Raw genomic sequence first — 14,880 nt, forward strand, 5'->3', positions numbered from 1 at the left:
CGAGACAACGGATGCCTACAGCAGCTCGGCTTCGACCATGTGCTTGCCGCCGGCAAGCCGCAACAATGCGAGCAGCTCTTCCGGGCCGCTCTTCTTCTTAGGAAGTACCACGTAATCGAGCACCGTTACCCCGTCACCCGATTCGGAGACGGCGGCCAAATCCCACTTCTTCGCCGCTTCGTCGAGCCGCGCCTCCATGACAGGCTGCACAATCATCGCGTCGGTGATCCTCACCCGGAGGCGGCACTCCACCTTGTCGCCGCCCCGCTCCTCGCCCTCGGGACTGTGCTCCCGGGCCCGGCGCCATGCGCGCTGCGCGATGCCCTCGAGCTGCTCCGACGTCATTTCGCTGAGCACCTCGTCTTCGATGCGCGCCACGAAGGTGCCCGTCCGCGCTAGCTCCCTGGCGCGTTGAAGACGTCGCTCGGCGAGCTTGCCGTCGAGGGCCACCGGCGTGCGGCCGAAATCCGCCGTCCAGAGTAGGAAGATGACGGCGTTGAAGACGATCGAGATCACGGCGGCCACCGGCAGATCCACGGCGGCCGCGATGCCGATGCCCATCATGAGAAAGATGTACGCGGCGTCCTTGCTGTCATCGAGCGTGTTTCGGAAGCGGACCGCCGCCGCGATGCCGCCCAAGCTGAATGCCAGCGCCAGGCTGTACTTCACCAGCACGACGATACCGGAAACGACCACAGGGAGCACGATCATCAGCTGCACGACCGACTGCTGATATCCGCGCCGGGAACGCGTCAGCGTGTAGACCCACGCGACCGGCAGGGAGAGCAGGGCCGCGGCAATCATGGCCATCGCGACCGTCGCCGCGAGCGTGCCCTGTCCGACCTCCGGCACGACGGCGTTCTTGCCCGTCCGCACGACGTCACCCGTTCCATAGAGAGCGGCGATGGAGGAGTCGCTGATGATGTGCGTGCGCGGCAGATACTGCCACACCAATGCGCCGACGATCGTCAGCGCGATGTAGTACAGGACGACCTGAACTATGACTCTATTCGCCGACGCTGCGGCGGGCGCGATCGACCGAGTGGCCATGCGCGAACGTCCGAGTTCGAGGGGAGGGCGAGCGCCACAAAATTCGCCACAGGGACGGCCGTTCGCTAGCTCATTCGACTATCCTGACGGCGGCCGGCCCTTCCCCTGCCCCCGATTCTGCCCCGCCGCGTCCTGGATTTGCTGCTCGGCCTTTGCCTCGAACCCGTGCGCCGAGTCGAGCTGGCGCGACGACAGGAGCGCATACGCCCGGTCGCGCCCTGACTCATTGTTTTCCCGGACCGCGGCGATCGTCTCGCGGACGAGGGAATTCGCCTCCGCCACGGAATCGCGCCGCTCGGGGCTCCCGCTGCTGAACAGGGGACCCTTCTTGAACAGCCGCTGAACCGAGTCGAGCTTGCGCATGAGAGGCGCGTTCGTCGAATCGAGGGTGCGCTTGATCGCGATCACGTTCATGAACTGCGAGTCGCTCAGCGCGAGATCCTGTCGATGCTGGACGAGTAGATTGACCGCGTTCACGACCTGGGGCACATCCACGCCGGGGGCGCGCGGAAGCGACGCGCCTCGGCCGAACCCGCTGCTGCGCCCGCCGCCTCGCCCGCCCTGCGCGGAGGCTGCCGCGGGCACGAGAACGCCGAAGAGCGCGACTGACGCGAGCAGGCCGAACGCTCTCTGACTCACCATCCGAGACCTCGAGACTCCACTAGGTGAAAAAAACACCCGTGCCACGTTGATGACACGGGTGATCGGGCCCTCCCCCCCCGCCCTGCGGAGCGACGGGGCCGCTACTGCACCAACACCGAACCGGTCATCCCTGCGTGTAACGTGCAGTGATACGAGAATGTTCCCGCCGTATTGAACTGGCGGCTGTACGTTGCGCCGGCGGTCTTGTCGCCGGACGACGCGTCGGAAAACGTCACATTGTGGTCGGTCGCGCTCACACTCCAGGTCCAAGTAACGGTCGTTCCGGCCGGAACGACGATGTTTGGCGCGTTGAAGAAGTCGTTGCCGACCGAGACCTGATTGGTTGCAACCGGGGGCCCGCTACCTCCGGGGCCGGTCGAATCGCTGCCGCACGCCGACGCCGCCGCCATCGCGACCGCCGCGAGAAAAATCCATCCCTTACGCATTTCCCTCTCCGATGATGGAAGACCGAGACTTCTTCGATTATCCACGCATCGGACGAACGGTTCCGGACGCGGTCCACCCCGCGACCGGTTGTTCGCGGCAACGACGTTTCAGATAAAGAGATCTTCGCGCGTCGGCGGAAGGTTCGTGTGTCCTTCGCGGGGCTTGGACAGCAGCGTCTGAAGGACGTTCAGGTCTCCCGTCCCGAACCCCCGAGCCGACGCGGTCATATAGAGGCGCCACACGCGGAACGCCGTTTCGCCCACGATCGCGACAGCCCGGTCGCGGTTCCGCTCGAGACGACTGATCCATTCCTCCAGGGTCCGCGCGTAGTGCTCGCGGAGGCTTTCCACGTCGCGCGTCTCGAACCCCACGGCTTCCGCCGCATGAATGATCTCGTAGAACGGGCCAAGCTTGCCGTCGGGAAAGACGTATTGGTCGATGAACGCGTCCGCCTTCCATAGGCGCCGCGCCAACGATTCGCGCCATCCCCGCGGCCGACCGGCCTGCACGCTGACGATCCCGTGATTCAAAAAGAGCCCGCCCGGCGCGAGCGCGGCGTACGCGGACGCGAAGTACTGCGGCAAGTGGTCGACCCCGACGTGTTCGACCATGCCCACGCTCGCCAACTTGTCGAACGGCCCGAGCGTGGCGACGTCACGGTAGTCGCGCAGCTCGATGCGGCAGCACTTCGAGAGTCCCGCGTCGGCGATCCGTTTCGTCGCCAGCTCCGCCTGCCGCTTGCTCAACGTGACGCCGACGGCGTTCACGCCATAGTGCGTGGCAGCGTGAATGACGAGCGCCCCCCATCCGCATCCAATGTCGAGGAATCGATCGTCCGGCTCGAGGCGCAGCTTGCGGCACACGAGATCGAGCTTCGCCTCCTGCGCGCGGTCGAGCGTGTCGTCGGCGCGGTGGAAGTACGCGCACGAATACACCATCCGCTTGTCGAGCCAGAGCTGGTAAAAGTCGTTGCCGACGTCGTAGTGGTAGCTGATCGCGGCGCGATCTCGCCTGCGCTCATGTTTTTCGCCGGACTGGGTGCCGAGCGCGTCGGCGCTGTGTTCGCGAACAGCCTCGGCGTCGCCATTCGGACTGGGGAGCGACAGGAGATCCTTCGTCAGTGAGATCAGCGCGCGTACCGACGATAGCCGCGACTTGATCGCATCGCCGAGCGCGACGGCCGCGGAGAGCTCTCCCTCGACGTCGACGACGCCCGATAAGTACGCTTCGACGATCGCGAGCTCGCTCGGCGGAAGCAGCATTTGTCGCAGCGCCGAGGGCGTCTTGAGGACGAGCGTGAACGGAGCGTCCCCGTCACCGGCCGTCTCGACGGTGCCGTCCCAATAGCGCACGTCGAAGCCGCGCTCCGTCGGCGTTCCGAACAGCGTGTCGACCGCGTGCTGACTGCGATGAAGTGCAGAGACTATGTCGTGCCGTTCCACGTTGCTATCGCCTGGGCGATCGCATGGGTTTCGATTTAGCGTCTCCAGGCGATCGTGGCAAACGCGGCCGGAGCGTTCACCCTTCGCGGAGCGCCTCGAGCGGATCGGCCTTCGTCGCGCGGCGCGCGGGAGTGAAGCAAGCGAGCATGGCCGTGGCGATCATCGCCACCACGGCCGACCCGTAAGTCACCCCATCCAGCGCCGTCACGCCGAACAGCCGACTAGGCGCAAACGCAAGGACAACGCCCGCTGTAACGCCCGAGCCCGCTGCGACAAGCACGGAGCGGTATCCCGGTCCTGGTCCCTCGCTGCCCCGCGCATCGGACGATCGCGTGCCGGCGCCAACGCGCACAGAATCATTGCTCCTGGAATAGCCACGAGCGCAAACGCGAGCGCGCGCCAATCGACTCGCATTTCATCCGCGCGGGGAATCGAATCCGCACTCAGACCTCGCCCAAACAAACCCGCCAGACGCTTCGGCTGGCTGGCGCCAGACGGTCCCCTTCCCCACTGGCAGCCTTGCCGTCACAATTGATCGAACTCCTCGCGCCCTTCAGGAGGCCCGATGCGCGTGCTCCGCTCTCTGGCCGCGTTCACGATTGCCGTGACCCCGGTCGCCACCATTCCGTTCGCGCTCGGCGCTCAGCTGGCCGCGCCGCAGCACTCCAACCGCGTTTCCCTCGAGCAGTACCTCGATTGGGAGGAAGTGCAGGCGCCCCAACTCTCGCCCGACGGGGCCCAGATCCTGTTCGGACGTCGCTGGGTCGACAAGATGAACGACAAATGGGAATCGTCCATCTGGCTCATGAACGCCGACGGCACCCATCAGCGCGCGCTCGTTCAAGGCTCCGACGTTCACTGGTCGCCCGACGGAAAGCGCGTCGCGTACGTCGCGAAGGGTGAGCCGAGCGGACAGCAGATCTTCGTTCGCTGGATGGACGCCGAGGGCGCGGTCACCCAGATCTCGCACCTCACCGAGAGCCCGTCGAGCCTCGAGTGGTCGCCCGACGGCAAGTCGATCGCGTTCACCATGAACGTGCCGGTGAAAGAAACGTGGCGCATCCCGATGCCCGCGGCGCCGAAAGGCGCGAAGTGGGTGGAATCGCCGAAGATCGTGACGCGGCTCAACTATCGGTCGGACCGCGTCGGCTACACCGACGACGCGTACCGCCACATCTTCCTGATCCCGGCCGACGGCGGCACGCCGCGCCAAATCACGAACGGTGACTGGAACCACTCGGCACCCGCGTTCTCGGCCGACGGAAAATGGATCGCGTTCTCCGGTCTGCGCGAAGCGAACGCCGAGAACTTCTTCCGCAAATCGCAGATCTACGCCGCGAACATCGAGACCGGCGAGATCAAGCAGATCACGCGCCGCAACGGCACGAACGGCAACCCGGTGTACTCGCCCGACGGCAAGCAAATCGCCTTCATGTCGGCCGATTCCGTGGATCACTCGGCGTGGGCCGAGTCGAGGCTCTTCGTCATGAACGCCGATGGATCGAGTGCACACCTGGTTTCGGGAAATCTCGACCGGCCGATCTCCGCTGTGTCGTGGGCGCCCGACGGGTCGGGGATCTACTTCAACGTCGAGAACGAAGGATCCAAGAACCTCTACTTCGCGACGTCGGCGGGGCAGTTCCACCCGGTGACGACGGGCAGGCAGGTATTGACCGTGAGCGCCGTCGGCAAGACGGGTGTGGCGGTCGGCATCCGGTCGACGCCGGTCAAGCCGAACGACGTCGTGTCGTTCACCGTGCCGAAGACCGGTACCGTTTCCAGCTTCACGCAGCTCACCGCGGTCAACGACGACGTGCTCGCCGGCAAGGAGCTCGCGCAGACCGAGGAGATCTGGTACACGTCGAAGGACGGCCTGAAGATCCAAGGTTGGATCGTGAAGCCGCCCGGCTTCGACGCGAGCAAGAAATACCCGCTCATTCTGGACATCCACGGCGGGCCGCAGTCGATGTACAACGTCGCCTTCAGCTTCGCGCGTCAGGACCACGCCGCGAACGGGTACGTCGTCCTCTACACGAATCCGCGCGGCAGCACGGGGTATGGCGAGAAGTTCACCAACGAGATCAAGAACGCGTATCCCGGGAAGGACTTCGACGACCTGATGGCGGGCGTCGACACGGTCGTCGGCCGCGGCTACATCGACACGAAGAACATGTTCGTGTACGGCTGTTCGGGCGGCGGCGTGTTGACCGCGTGGACGGTCGGACACACGAACCGTTTCGCGGCGGCCGCGTCACTCTGTCCGGTCATCGACTGGATCAGCTTCGTGGGAGAAACCGACGGCGCGAGCTGGTACCAGAACTTCGAGAAGCCCTTCTGGGAAGATCCGAGCGAATACCTCAAGCGCTCGCCGATCATGTACACGGGCAACGTGAAGACTCCGACGCTGCTGATGACGGGCGTGCTCGATCTCCGCACGCCGATCCCGCAGATCGAGGAGTTCTATCGCGCGCTCAAGATGCACGGCACGCCGACGATGATGATCCGGATGAACAACGAGTATCACGGCACGTCGAGTACGCCGTCGAACTTCCTGCGGACGCAATTGTACGTGCGCGGGTGGTTCGAGAAGTACGGGACGATGCACAACGGGGCGGTCACCACGACCCAGGATCGCTGACCTCGAACTTCCGGCCTCACAACGGGCGGCGTCTTTCCGACGCCGCCCGTTTCTTTTCTGGGCGGAGACGCGACGCGATCGCGGGTCACTCCATACTCCTAGTTCGCACCGCGATCGCGCCGGCGGGGCACCGGCACTGTGGACCGAATCGCGCCCACGCTTCGGACAGGGACAGCAATCGCACCTCGGTCACCGTTTCGGACGCGATCAATTGCAGCTTCGCGAGGTCGCCCGACGGAACGTCGTTGACGTACACGACCGCTCGGTCGCCGTCGCCGGTGAGGCGCGTCGACGGATTGACGCGGAGCCAGTCGGGGCGAAGGTGGCTCAGCGCTTCGGCCAACGACCGGCCCTCGTACGGCGCCATGTCGCGGCGTTCGAGTGTGCGGGCGGAGGCGGCTCGTGGGGCGACGAAGACGGTCTCGGTCGCTTCCGACGCTCGCGCGGCGGTCTGCACGTACGCTCCGCAAGAGGTGGCGAGGCCGAGTGCCAGCAACATCGTCGGGCGAGGCAAGGAGTGGGGCTTCACGGCGCGGCCCTCGAGTGGGGATCGGCAGAGATGGTTGATAGTCGTCCGCTCATTCAAGAACGCGTACCGACTCGCGTGCCGCGGAAGGCGGTATTGATCTCGGTCTCGTTCTCTCGGGGCCACTCTACCGGCGCCGCTTGCCGGCGTGCATACGCTTTGTTACGCAGGGGCGTGCGCCCGCGCGGCGTATTCTCCGCCAATGGTCGCGTAGACGTGACGATGGGCGCCCCGGCTGGTCCGAGTGGACCGGCTGAGCATCACGCGGCGAGAGTGACTAGTCGCCCCGCGGGAGTGACCGATCGCGGGACACGGGCGCCTATCGCGACGAACGTCGACCGTGGTCGGCGCTATTCAACAGCGCGGCGCACGTCGTCCAGTCGTTTATCGCCAGCGCGGCGCCGGGCCAATCGGTGCGCCTCGGCACGCCGGCGCAAGTCCTCGAACTGACGCTGTAGGCCCAGCAGCTCGTCGTCGCTCATCCCTTCCATGTTCACCAGCTCGTTGCGTGCCGGCCGGATCGCGCGAATCAGCTCGTCCAGCTTGAGCTGCGTGACCTGCGAATCGCGATTTTGCGTATTCTGAATCACGAACACCATCAAGAAGGTGATGATGGTGGTGCCCGTGTTGATGATCAGCTGCCACGTGTTCGAGTAGTGGAAAACCGGGCCCGTGATCGCCCACCCGACGACGACGATGAGCGCCACAGCGAATGCCCACGGCGCGCCCACGGAGCGCGCGACGCGCTGTGAAAAACGGCGGAACCAGTCGAATCCCGCCGACCCAGGGGTGGATGGGACGGTCATGACTGATTCGCCGTGCAAGGATCGTTCGTACCGACGCGTTCCAGCGTCAAGATTCTGGCGGCCTCGACTCTACGCTCACGACGTGGGGGACGTGTCCCGTGCGCTCGAGGAAGCGTTCGACGTCGGCGCGACCCATCACGACCGTCTGGCTGTTGACCAGCGGGTGGCATCTCCACCGCGGGGCGTTCCAGACGTCGCGATCGATGAACAGCTCCACGCCGTGGGCCTCGTCGTTCACGAGACCAAAGACCGTCACTGAACCGGGCTCAACCCCAAGGTGGCGCATCAGGCGGTCGGGCGACCCGAAGCTCAGGTGGTCCGCATCGGCGGTCTGGGCAAATCGTTTGACGTCCACCGCCTTCGCGCATGTCGTGACGAGAAGAAAATGGCGCCGGCCGCGCTTGTCGCGCAGGAACAGATTCTTCGTTTGGACGGCGTCGCTCGCCTGAATCGCCGCCTCGGCTTCGTCGCAGGTGTGGACGGGCGCGTGATGATGACGCTCGTACTCCAATCCGAGCTCGTCGAAAATCGCGCACACCGCGTCGGGCGTTCGCATCAAACCGCCGGGGCCGCCGATGGAGCCGGCGAGCGAGAGAGCCCGAGTGCGACGGCGAAAGACGTCAACGACAGAACCGCGACGAAACCGGCGACGCCGGGCCAGCGCCAACGATCCCAGAACACTCCGCCGGTCGACCCGACGACGCTGGAGCCGAGGTAGTAGAAGAACAGATAGAGCGCGGCGGCCTGCGCCTTGGCATGCGTCGCGCGCAGTCCCACCCAACTGCTCGCCACCGAGTGTCCGCCGAAGAAGCCGAATGTGATGATCGCGATGCCCGCGATCACGAGCGCCAGCGGACGTGTCATGGTGAGCGCGATTCCGGCGAACATCACGGCGGCCATCGACGCCAGCATCCTGCGCCGCCCCCCGCCCACGCGGTCGGCGATGGATCCGATCCACGCCGACGCGACGATGCCGACCAAGTAGACGACGAAGATGAATCCCACGGCGGCGTGGCTCAGTGAATACGGTTCGGCCAACAGATGATACGAGACGTAGTTGTACGTCGCGACGAACGCTCCGCCGAGCAAGAAACCCTGCGCATAGAGCGGCACGAGACGAGAGTCGCGCAGCTGCTCCCAGAACGTGAGCGCCAACGGGGCGATTCGCAGCGGATGCGCGTTGAAGTGACGCGATGGCGGAAGCATTCGCCAGGCGACGATCGCCGCCACGAGGCCGAGCAACCCCATCACGGCCATAGCCCAGCGCCACGATGACAGGTCGGCGATGAGAGCGGTCAGGAGCCGTCCGCTCATTCCTCCGAGACCGTTTCCCCCGATCACGAGGCCCATCGCCAGACCGATCGAGCTGGGATGGACCTCCTCGCTCAGATAGGCCATCGAGATCGCGGGCAGCCCGGCGAATGAAACGCCGGCCAGCGTGCGCAGCGCGAGGAGAACGCTCCACCGCGGTGCGAGCGCGCACGCGATCGTGAGGAGCGCAGCCGCGAGCAGCGACGCGAGCATCAGCGGCACGCGTCCGCGGGCCTCCGAGAACGTGCCGGCGACGATCAGCGCCGGCGCGAGGAACCCCGTTGCAAGCGACAGCGGCAAGCTGCTCGCCGCGGCGCTGACTTGAAAATCACGCGCGAACACCGGCATGAGCGGCTGCACGCAATACAGCAGCGCGAAGGTCGCGAAACCGGCGGAGAAAAGGCCGAGGGTCGTCTGCCGAAATTCCGGCTGGTGGTGCCGGATCAGATCGGGCGCGTGCGGCGCCGAGGTGGGAGTAGCGGAGAGCACGACGGGAAACTAAGCCGCCGTGCTCAGGGACACGGGTCTCAGGTCTCTACCGATTCGTTGAGACCCGAGACCAGTGTCCCGAGCTCTACTCCGCTCCGCCCGTCGCCAGCCGGATCTGCGCGAGTCGCTCCGGCGACGCCGCGAACAGACCGTCAGGGTAGCGCCGGTATTGCACCATCTGGCTGTAGATCGTCGCCTGGTCGTACCGGTTCAGACCGAGACCGGCGAGGAACTGCAACCGCAGATTCCGGTCGTGGTTGATCTGCGCGTCCGCGAGCCAGGGCCGCAGCATCGGTTCGTTGCCCGCGAACGTCGAGAAGAGCTCCGTCGCGGAATTGATTCCGATCTCGTGCAGCGACTGCGCGACCTGCGCGTACTGCGGGCTCTGGAGACGCTGCTCGATGTCGTCGACGTTGATGTGCATCGTCCCCATCTGGCCGACGAGCACCAGGTCGTAGCCGGCGCCGTTGTTCGTGTTGCCGAACACCACGCCGTTCGGGAACGCCTGGAAGAACGTCGCGACCTCGCTCTTCACCGCTTCCGGGCTGCTCTCGTAGAGCTGCACGAAAAGCGTCACGACGCCGCCCGGATTGAGGTGCTCCTTCACGACGTCGAAGAATTCCTTCGTGTAGAGCGTGGCCGCGCCCTTCACCCATGGATCGAGCGGATCCGACGTGACGGCGTCGAACTTCTGTTTGGTCGTAAGAATGAAATGCCGCGCGTCATCGATCTCGACGTGCACCTTGGGATTCGTGACGACGTTGTAGTTGTGCGCGCCGAAGTACTTCGACACGACCGCCGGCACGAGCGGCTCGATCTCGGCGATCGTCTCGCTCTGGAGAGCGGGATCGATGCTCACCGCGCCCGCCGTCACGCCCGCGCCGCAACCGATGACGAGCACGGAATTGGGATGCGGCGGCAAGAGCGTCGTGAGGTGGCCGAGCATTCGCTGCAGACGCATGTCCTGCGGCTCGCTCGACGCCTGCACCTTGCCGGCATTGTGGTAGTTCAGGACGCCGTTCGACAGCTGCGACACCGCCACCGACGCCGTCATTCCTTCGCCGACGTAGATGAAGTCGTTGGCGTTCTCGAGACGCGTCGCGAACCATCGGCCGTAGCCGACGAGAAGCGGCGGCACCGGCGGAACGCTCATCATCAGCAGAACGGCGACGCCGGCTGTCGCGAGGCCCAACCACGTGCGGCGCGGCGTGGTCGTCAGCTTGGACACGCCTTCCACCGCGACCGGAACGAGCGCGACGACCGCGCTCACCGCCGCCACCGCAATCAGCAGCCGCTGCGACATCTGAGTGCCGAGCCACGCGATGATCAGCAAACTGCCGAACAGGGCGCCGATGATGCCGCCAATCGTGTTGGCGGCGTACACGCTGCCGACGAGCCGCGCGGGATCCTTCGCGCCGCGGCCGACCGCCGCCAGCGCCAGCGGGAAGCTCGCTCCCCAAAGCACCGCCGCCGGAAAGACGGACCAAAGACAGCGAACCAGGTCGATCTGGAAAGTCGGCGTGGCGTCGACCGCCAACCCCGGGCTGACCGGCCAGTACGGAAGAATCTTCGTCATCGAGTACGCGGCCCACGCGATCGCGCCGGTGAGCAGCAACTGGCAAACGCCGAGCGCGAGGCGAGGTTGCTTCGCCGTTCGCGCGATGGCCGATCCGCCGGTGCTGCCCAAACCAAGGCCGAGCAGGAACGCGGCGAGAATGAGCGAGAACGTGTACGTCGTCGCGCCGAGCAGGAGCGACAGCAGGCGAGTCCAGACGGCTTCGGCGGCCAGCGCGGTCGCGCCGGAAAGCGCGATCGTGACATATACGGGCCACGCGCCGGCCGGGATGATCGATTCCGATTCCTTCGCGTCAGCGGTCGCGTTTTCCTCGCCGCGATACATCGTGGCCCGGGCAAGCGCGAGGCTGATTCCGGCGACGATCACGTCGATGGCCACGGCGACGTAGGTCGCCACCGCCATGTCATGAACGCGCAGGAGATAGAAACCGGCGAGCACGCAACCGAGCACTGCGCCGGCAATGTTGCCACCGTAGAAGAAGCCCAACCACGCCACGCCTTCCGGAGTCGTCTCGACCCAGCGCGCGATGGCGGGCAGCGTCGCGCCCATGAGAAGCGTCGGCGGCAGCAGGCAGAGCGCGCAGAACAGCCCACGAACGAGGAGATCCGCCGTCCCGTGAAGCGCGATTGCGAAGTACAGACCGCCCGCGTACGGCAGCCCCCACAGCACCAATAGCCCGAACCCTGCGATCGCCAGCTCGAGCATCGCGTAGACGCGCAGCGGGTGTTGGCGGCGCGACACGAAGCGCGAGAGATACAGGCTGCCGATGCACATGCCACCCATGAACGTTCCGAGCAAAACGCCGAGCGACACCGCCGACGACCCGATGATGAGGCTCAGGAGCTGAAACCAGACGATCTCGTAAATCAGCGCCGCGCATCCGCTTCCAATGAAAAGGAGAACGACGAGCGGGAGGAGCCGATTGGTGACGGGAGCCCCGCTCGACGCGATGGGTTCCGCGCCGCGGCTCGGGCCGGTGTACGGCGCGCGGCGGGACTGTGTTTTGGTGGATGACGACACGGCAGCGTGTTGCTCGGAAAGGGGGGAAACGACGTTCGGCCCGGCATCGGCCAGAACCGTTACGCGGGCGACGAACCCTATGTTGGCAGCGCGCGCGGTACGAGTCCAGTTGCCGCGTACCGGCACTGCGCAACCCGTGGGAATCTTTCGGGAACCCAAAAATACGCGCCGAGCGTCGAGGCTGTGAGCCTCGCGCCCGGCGCGAAAGAGAATCTCACTCGTGGGCCGCCGCCCCCGTGTCGGGGCGGCGCGGCGAGCCTAGTTGTTCAGATCGCTGTCGTCGTCGTTGAAATCCTGGCCATCCTGTCTGCGTCCGTATTCGGACGACGATCCGGACTGCGATGATCCGGCTTGCGCGGTGTGCTGTTGCCGGGTGTGGCGATCGAGCTGTTCACGCGAGTCGAAATGCGCGCCGCATTGACGGCACTCGAAGTCCTGGTCGTTTTGGGCCATTGTGCGTCTCCTCACTGTTGGGGCCGGCGAGCAAGCGTCGCTCGACGCGGCGTCGCCGCGCCGCTTTGGCCGGTTTTCGCAGGGGGTGTGCCGCACAAACGAACTCGCCTCGGCAGTCGGTGCCGAGGCGAGCTCGATTTCGTGGAGCGCGTTCTAGCGCTGGACGATGATCAAATACTTCGACGTCGCCCAGAACTTGTCGGCTTCCGCGATTTGGAGCGGGCCGTGGAACTTCGCGCCGTCGCGCGCGGTCACCTTGGCATCGTCGAGGCTCTGCCGCGAGACGATCTGATACTCGCGGGTGGAGTCCGGCAGCGCGATTTCGTGCACCGCGCGCGTATCGATCGCCGTGAACTCCGTGGGTTTGAGATCGCGTGCCGGAACCAGCGTGCGGCCGAAGCGGTGCACGAGGAGATTCGCGCCGCCCTCGCGCGTGATCACGCCTTTCTGGAGCAGCTCGTCCTCGGTGCCGACCACGTAGTACGCCTTGGCCGACTCGGTGCGGACGATCTCGAGGTCTTTACCCATCTGGTCGATGCGACCCTGGAGCAGCACGATCGTCTGCGCCTGCTGATCGACGCTCGCCATCAAGTCGGCGATGTGCTTCACGTCGGCCGCGATCGAATCCTTGAGAGCGCGGTTCTCGTCGGTGAGCTTGCCGTTCGTGGCGAGCAGCTGCTCGTGCTGTTTCTTGAGCTCCGTGACTTCACGCGCGGTGGCGCGCGCCCGCTCGACGAGCGCGTCGACGCGGCGGAGCATGTCTTTGCGAGCGCGCAGCTGATCTTCGATGCCGCTCTCGGAAGTCTTCTTGGTCTTGCCCGGGCCGAGACCCTTCACGCGCGAGATCGAGCTGTCGATCCGGCCGATGAAGAGGTTCGCGTCGGCGAGCGTCTGCGACACGGAGTCGCGCTCCGCCGAGAGCTTGCCGAGGAGCGCGCGCTGCTGCGTCACGAGTGCCGTGGCGCTGTCGGCGCGTTGCCGTTCCTGCGTGCTCGTGCAGGCGGCGAGGGGAAGAAGGACGAGCGAGGAAACGAGAAGACGGTTGCGCATAGGAGTCACGGGGTGAACGGTCGCACGACCATCGTGCGGCCCCATAAAAGGTGTCATATCACGCTGTTAAACACCTAGGGCGGCCGGCACACACCCTCTGTGACGAGGGGCACGGGCCTTCGCAACACCCCGCTACACCCGGACGGTTTTTCGAGTACTCTAAGTGAGCTAGGTCACTTCCAAGTCTTCTAAGTAGGTCGCCAGCGCGAAATGGCCGGCGAACCGCGCCCAATCCGCGGGCGTCGCCTCGTGTCTGGCGTCCTTGAGCCTCGGGTTCGCGCCCGCTGCCAACAGCGCGTCGACGACGTCGCGCGCGTTGCGCTTGGCCGCGTAGTGCAGCGCGCGATCGCCGTCGGGTCCGGATGGAACGTCGGCGTCCACGCCCCGAGCGATTAGAAAACTCACAGTGGCGAGGTTGGCCAGCGCGGCCGCGGTGTGCAGCGGCGTCTCTCCGATCCCGCTCGCCGGATTCAACCCGCTGCGTCGCGCGCCCAGAATGTCGGCGCCGGTCTCGGCCATCAGCGTCAAGCCGTCGACGTCGTCGAGCGCCGCGAGCAGCCACGCGTCGGATTCGCCGCTCACATCCATGAGGAATCTCGCAACAGGCCGCCGCGTGCGCCGCCCATACGCGGCCGACCTCGCCGCGGTGGCGCCGTACTTGTCGAGCGCGTCGAGCGCGGCGCCCTGCGCGACGAGGAAGCGAGCGACGTCCACCGTAGCCGCGAAGTGGAGCGGCGGCGCCTGGTTCGCGCGCCGCTCGCGGACGACCGACGAGTGCTGGTCGACGATCTCGGAAAGACGCGCCAGATCCCCGAGCGCCGCCGCTTCCCAGGCGTCGATCTGCGCGCCGTGCGAGCGAAGCAGCTCGACCAGCTCGCGGGATTCACGCCCCGCCGCGATCAGCAGCGGCGACCAACCGTCGTACATGTCGCTTGGGTGGTTGGGGTCGGCGCCGGCATCGAGCAGAAGCGCGGCGACGTCGGCGCGCCCGTTCTCGACGGCGACATGGAGCGCGGTCGGCTCTCCGCCCCAGATCGGGTGCGGCCCGGTGACTCTCGCCAACTCTGGCGACCGGGTGAGCACGCGCGCCGCACCCTCGCGATCCCCGGTCCGGGAAGCGTCGAACAGGTCGTCGAGCGATCTCACGAGCCACCTCCCTCGCCTCGATTACTTCCCTTCTTCCTCGGCCGCGGCGGCGAGCCGGCGCGTCATCGCGTCGATCTCCGCCGCCAATCGCGAGACATCGGCGTCAACATGACGTCGATTTCGTCCAGACACAATGCGCCCTCAGCCCCGCCGGCACCTCATGGGCGCCAGTCATGGAGCGGCCAAACCTAATGGTAGGCCTCGGCCGGCCGTCACGCGGCGGTGCCCGCCCCTAGATTCCGCCACGCGAATCGGGCGACGCCACCTGAAGCGGCGGGTAAACC

The 14,880-nt window shown here is 66.0% G+C and carries 14 protein-coding genes; 1 reads left to right on the forward strand and 13 read right to left on the reverse strand.

The genetic code is table 11. From position 1 onward, the window contains the following. Positions 1–15 precede the first annotated feature (15 nt). From VGQ44_18585 to VGQ44_18605, 5 genes are all read right to left on the reverse strand, one after another. Positions 16–1,050 carry a DUF4956 domain-containing protein gene (locus VGQ44_18585; GenBank protein HEV8448848.1) on the reverse strand — a complete coding sequence of 345 codons (1,035 nt, stop codon included), beginning with the start codon at positions 1,048–1,050 and terminating at the stop codon, positions 16–18. Positions 1,051–1,128: 78 nt separating this feature from the next. Then, a complete protein-coding gene (locus VGQ44_18590; protein ID HEV8448849.1) occupies positions 1,129–1,692 on the reverse strand; it encodes a hypothetical protein in 564 nt (187 codons plus the stop codon). Positions 1,693–1,793: 101 nt separating this feature from the next. After that, positions 1,794–2,138, reverse strand: a complete 345-nt coding sequence (locus tag VGQ44_18595) for a plastocyanin/azurin family copper-binding protein (GenBank protein ID HEV8448850.1) — start codon at positions 2,136–2,138, stop codon at positions 1,794–1,796. A gap of 108 nt (positions 2,139–2,246) precedes the next feature. Continuing rightward, positions 2,247–3,581 (reverse strand): cyclopropane-fatty-acyl-phospholipid synthase family protein, encoded by a 1,335-nt coding sequence (locus VGQ44_18600; protein ID HEV8448851.1) that lies wholly within the window; start codon positions 3,579–3,581, stop codon positions 2,247–2,249. Positions 3,582–3,657: 76 nt separating this feature from the next. Then, complete coding sequence (locus VGQ44_18605; protein ID HEV8448852.1) at positions 3,658–3,789, reverse strand: hypothetical protein; 132 nt, start codon at positions 3,787–3,789, stop codon at positions 3,658–3,660. A 357-nt stretch (positions 3,790–4,146) separates the two neighbouring features. On the opposite strand from VGQ44_18605, the gene VGQ44_18610 reads away from it, so the two are divergent. Then, the gene (locus tag VGQ44_18610) at positions 4,147–6,219 is read left to right on the forward strand and encodes a S9 family peptidase (GenBank protein ID HEV8448853.1); all 2,073 of its coding nucleotides are present in this window, start codon (positions 4,147–4,149) and stop codon (positions 6,217–6,219) included. 85 nt (positions 6,220–6,304) lie between these two features. Here VGQ44_18610 and VGQ44_18615 read toward each other — a convergent pair whose 3' ends face one another. From VGQ44_18615 to VGQ44_18650, 8 genes are all read right to left on the reverse strand, one after another. Next, on the reverse strand, positions 6,305–6,748 hold the full coding sequence (locus VGQ44_18615; protein HEV8448854.1) for a hypothetical protein: 444 nt from the start codon (positions 6,746–6,748) through the stop codon (positions 6,305–6,307). 347 nt (positions 6,749–7,095) lie between these two features. Beyond that, a complete protein-coding gene (locus tag VGQ44_18620; protein HEV8448855.1) occupies positions 7,096–7,551 on the reverse strand; it encodes a low affinity iron permease family protein in 456 nt (151 codons plus the stop codon). A 46-nt stretch (positions 7,552–7,597) separates the two neighbouring features. Continuing rightward, the gene (locus tag VGQ44_18625) at positions 7,598–8,107 is read right to left on the reverse strand and encodes a prolyl-tRNA synthetase associated domain-containing protein (GenBank protein HEV8448856.1); all 510 of its coding nucleotides are present in this window, start codon (positions 8,105–8,107) and stop codon (positions 7,598–7,600) included. Further along, positions 8,107–9,351, reverse strand: coding sequence for an MFS transporter (locus tag VGQ44_18630; GenBank protein ID HEV8448857.1), 1,245 nt, complete (start codon positions 9,349–9,351; stop codon positions 8,107–8,109). The genes VGQ44_18625 and VGQ44_18630 overlap by 1 nt, the downstream gene beginning before the upstream one ends. 85 nt (positions 9,352–9,436) lie before the next feature. Next, positions 9,437–11,947 carry a fused MFS/spermidine synthase gene (locus VGQ44_18635; GenBank protein HEV8448858.1) on the reverse strand — a complete coding sequence of 837 codons (2,511 nt, stop codon included), beginning with the start codon at positions 11,945–11,947 and terminating at the stop codon, positions 9,437–9,439. Positions 11,948–12,205: 258 nt separating this feature from the next. Next, a complete protein-coding gene (locus tag VGQ44_18640; protein HEV8448859.1) occupies positions 12,206–12,400 on the reverse strand; it encodes a hypothetical protein in 195 nt (64 codons plus the stop codon). A 153-nt stretch (positions 12,401–12,553) separates the two neighbouring features. Beyond that, positions 12,554–13,450, reverse strand: coding sequence for a hypothetical protein (locus VGQ44_18645; GenBank protein ID HEV8448860.1), 897 nt, complete (start codon positions 13,448–13,450; stop codon positions 12,554–12,556). A 168-nt stretch (positions 13,451–13,618) separates the two neighbouring features. Next, positions 13,619–14,596 carry an ankyrin repeat domain-containing protein gene (locus tag VGQ44_18650; GenBank protein ID HEV8448861.1) on the reverse strand — a complete coding sequence of 326 codons (978 nt, stop codon included), beginning with the start codon at positions 14,594–14,596 and terminating at the stop codon, positions 13,619–13,621. Positions 14,597–14,880 lie beyond the last annotated feature (284 nt).

This window comes from Gemmatimonadaceae bacterium, assembly GCA_036003045.1.
Taxonomy (GTDB): Bacteria; Gemmatimonadota; Gemmatimonadetes; order Gemmatimonadales; family Gemmatimonadaceae; genus JAQBQB01.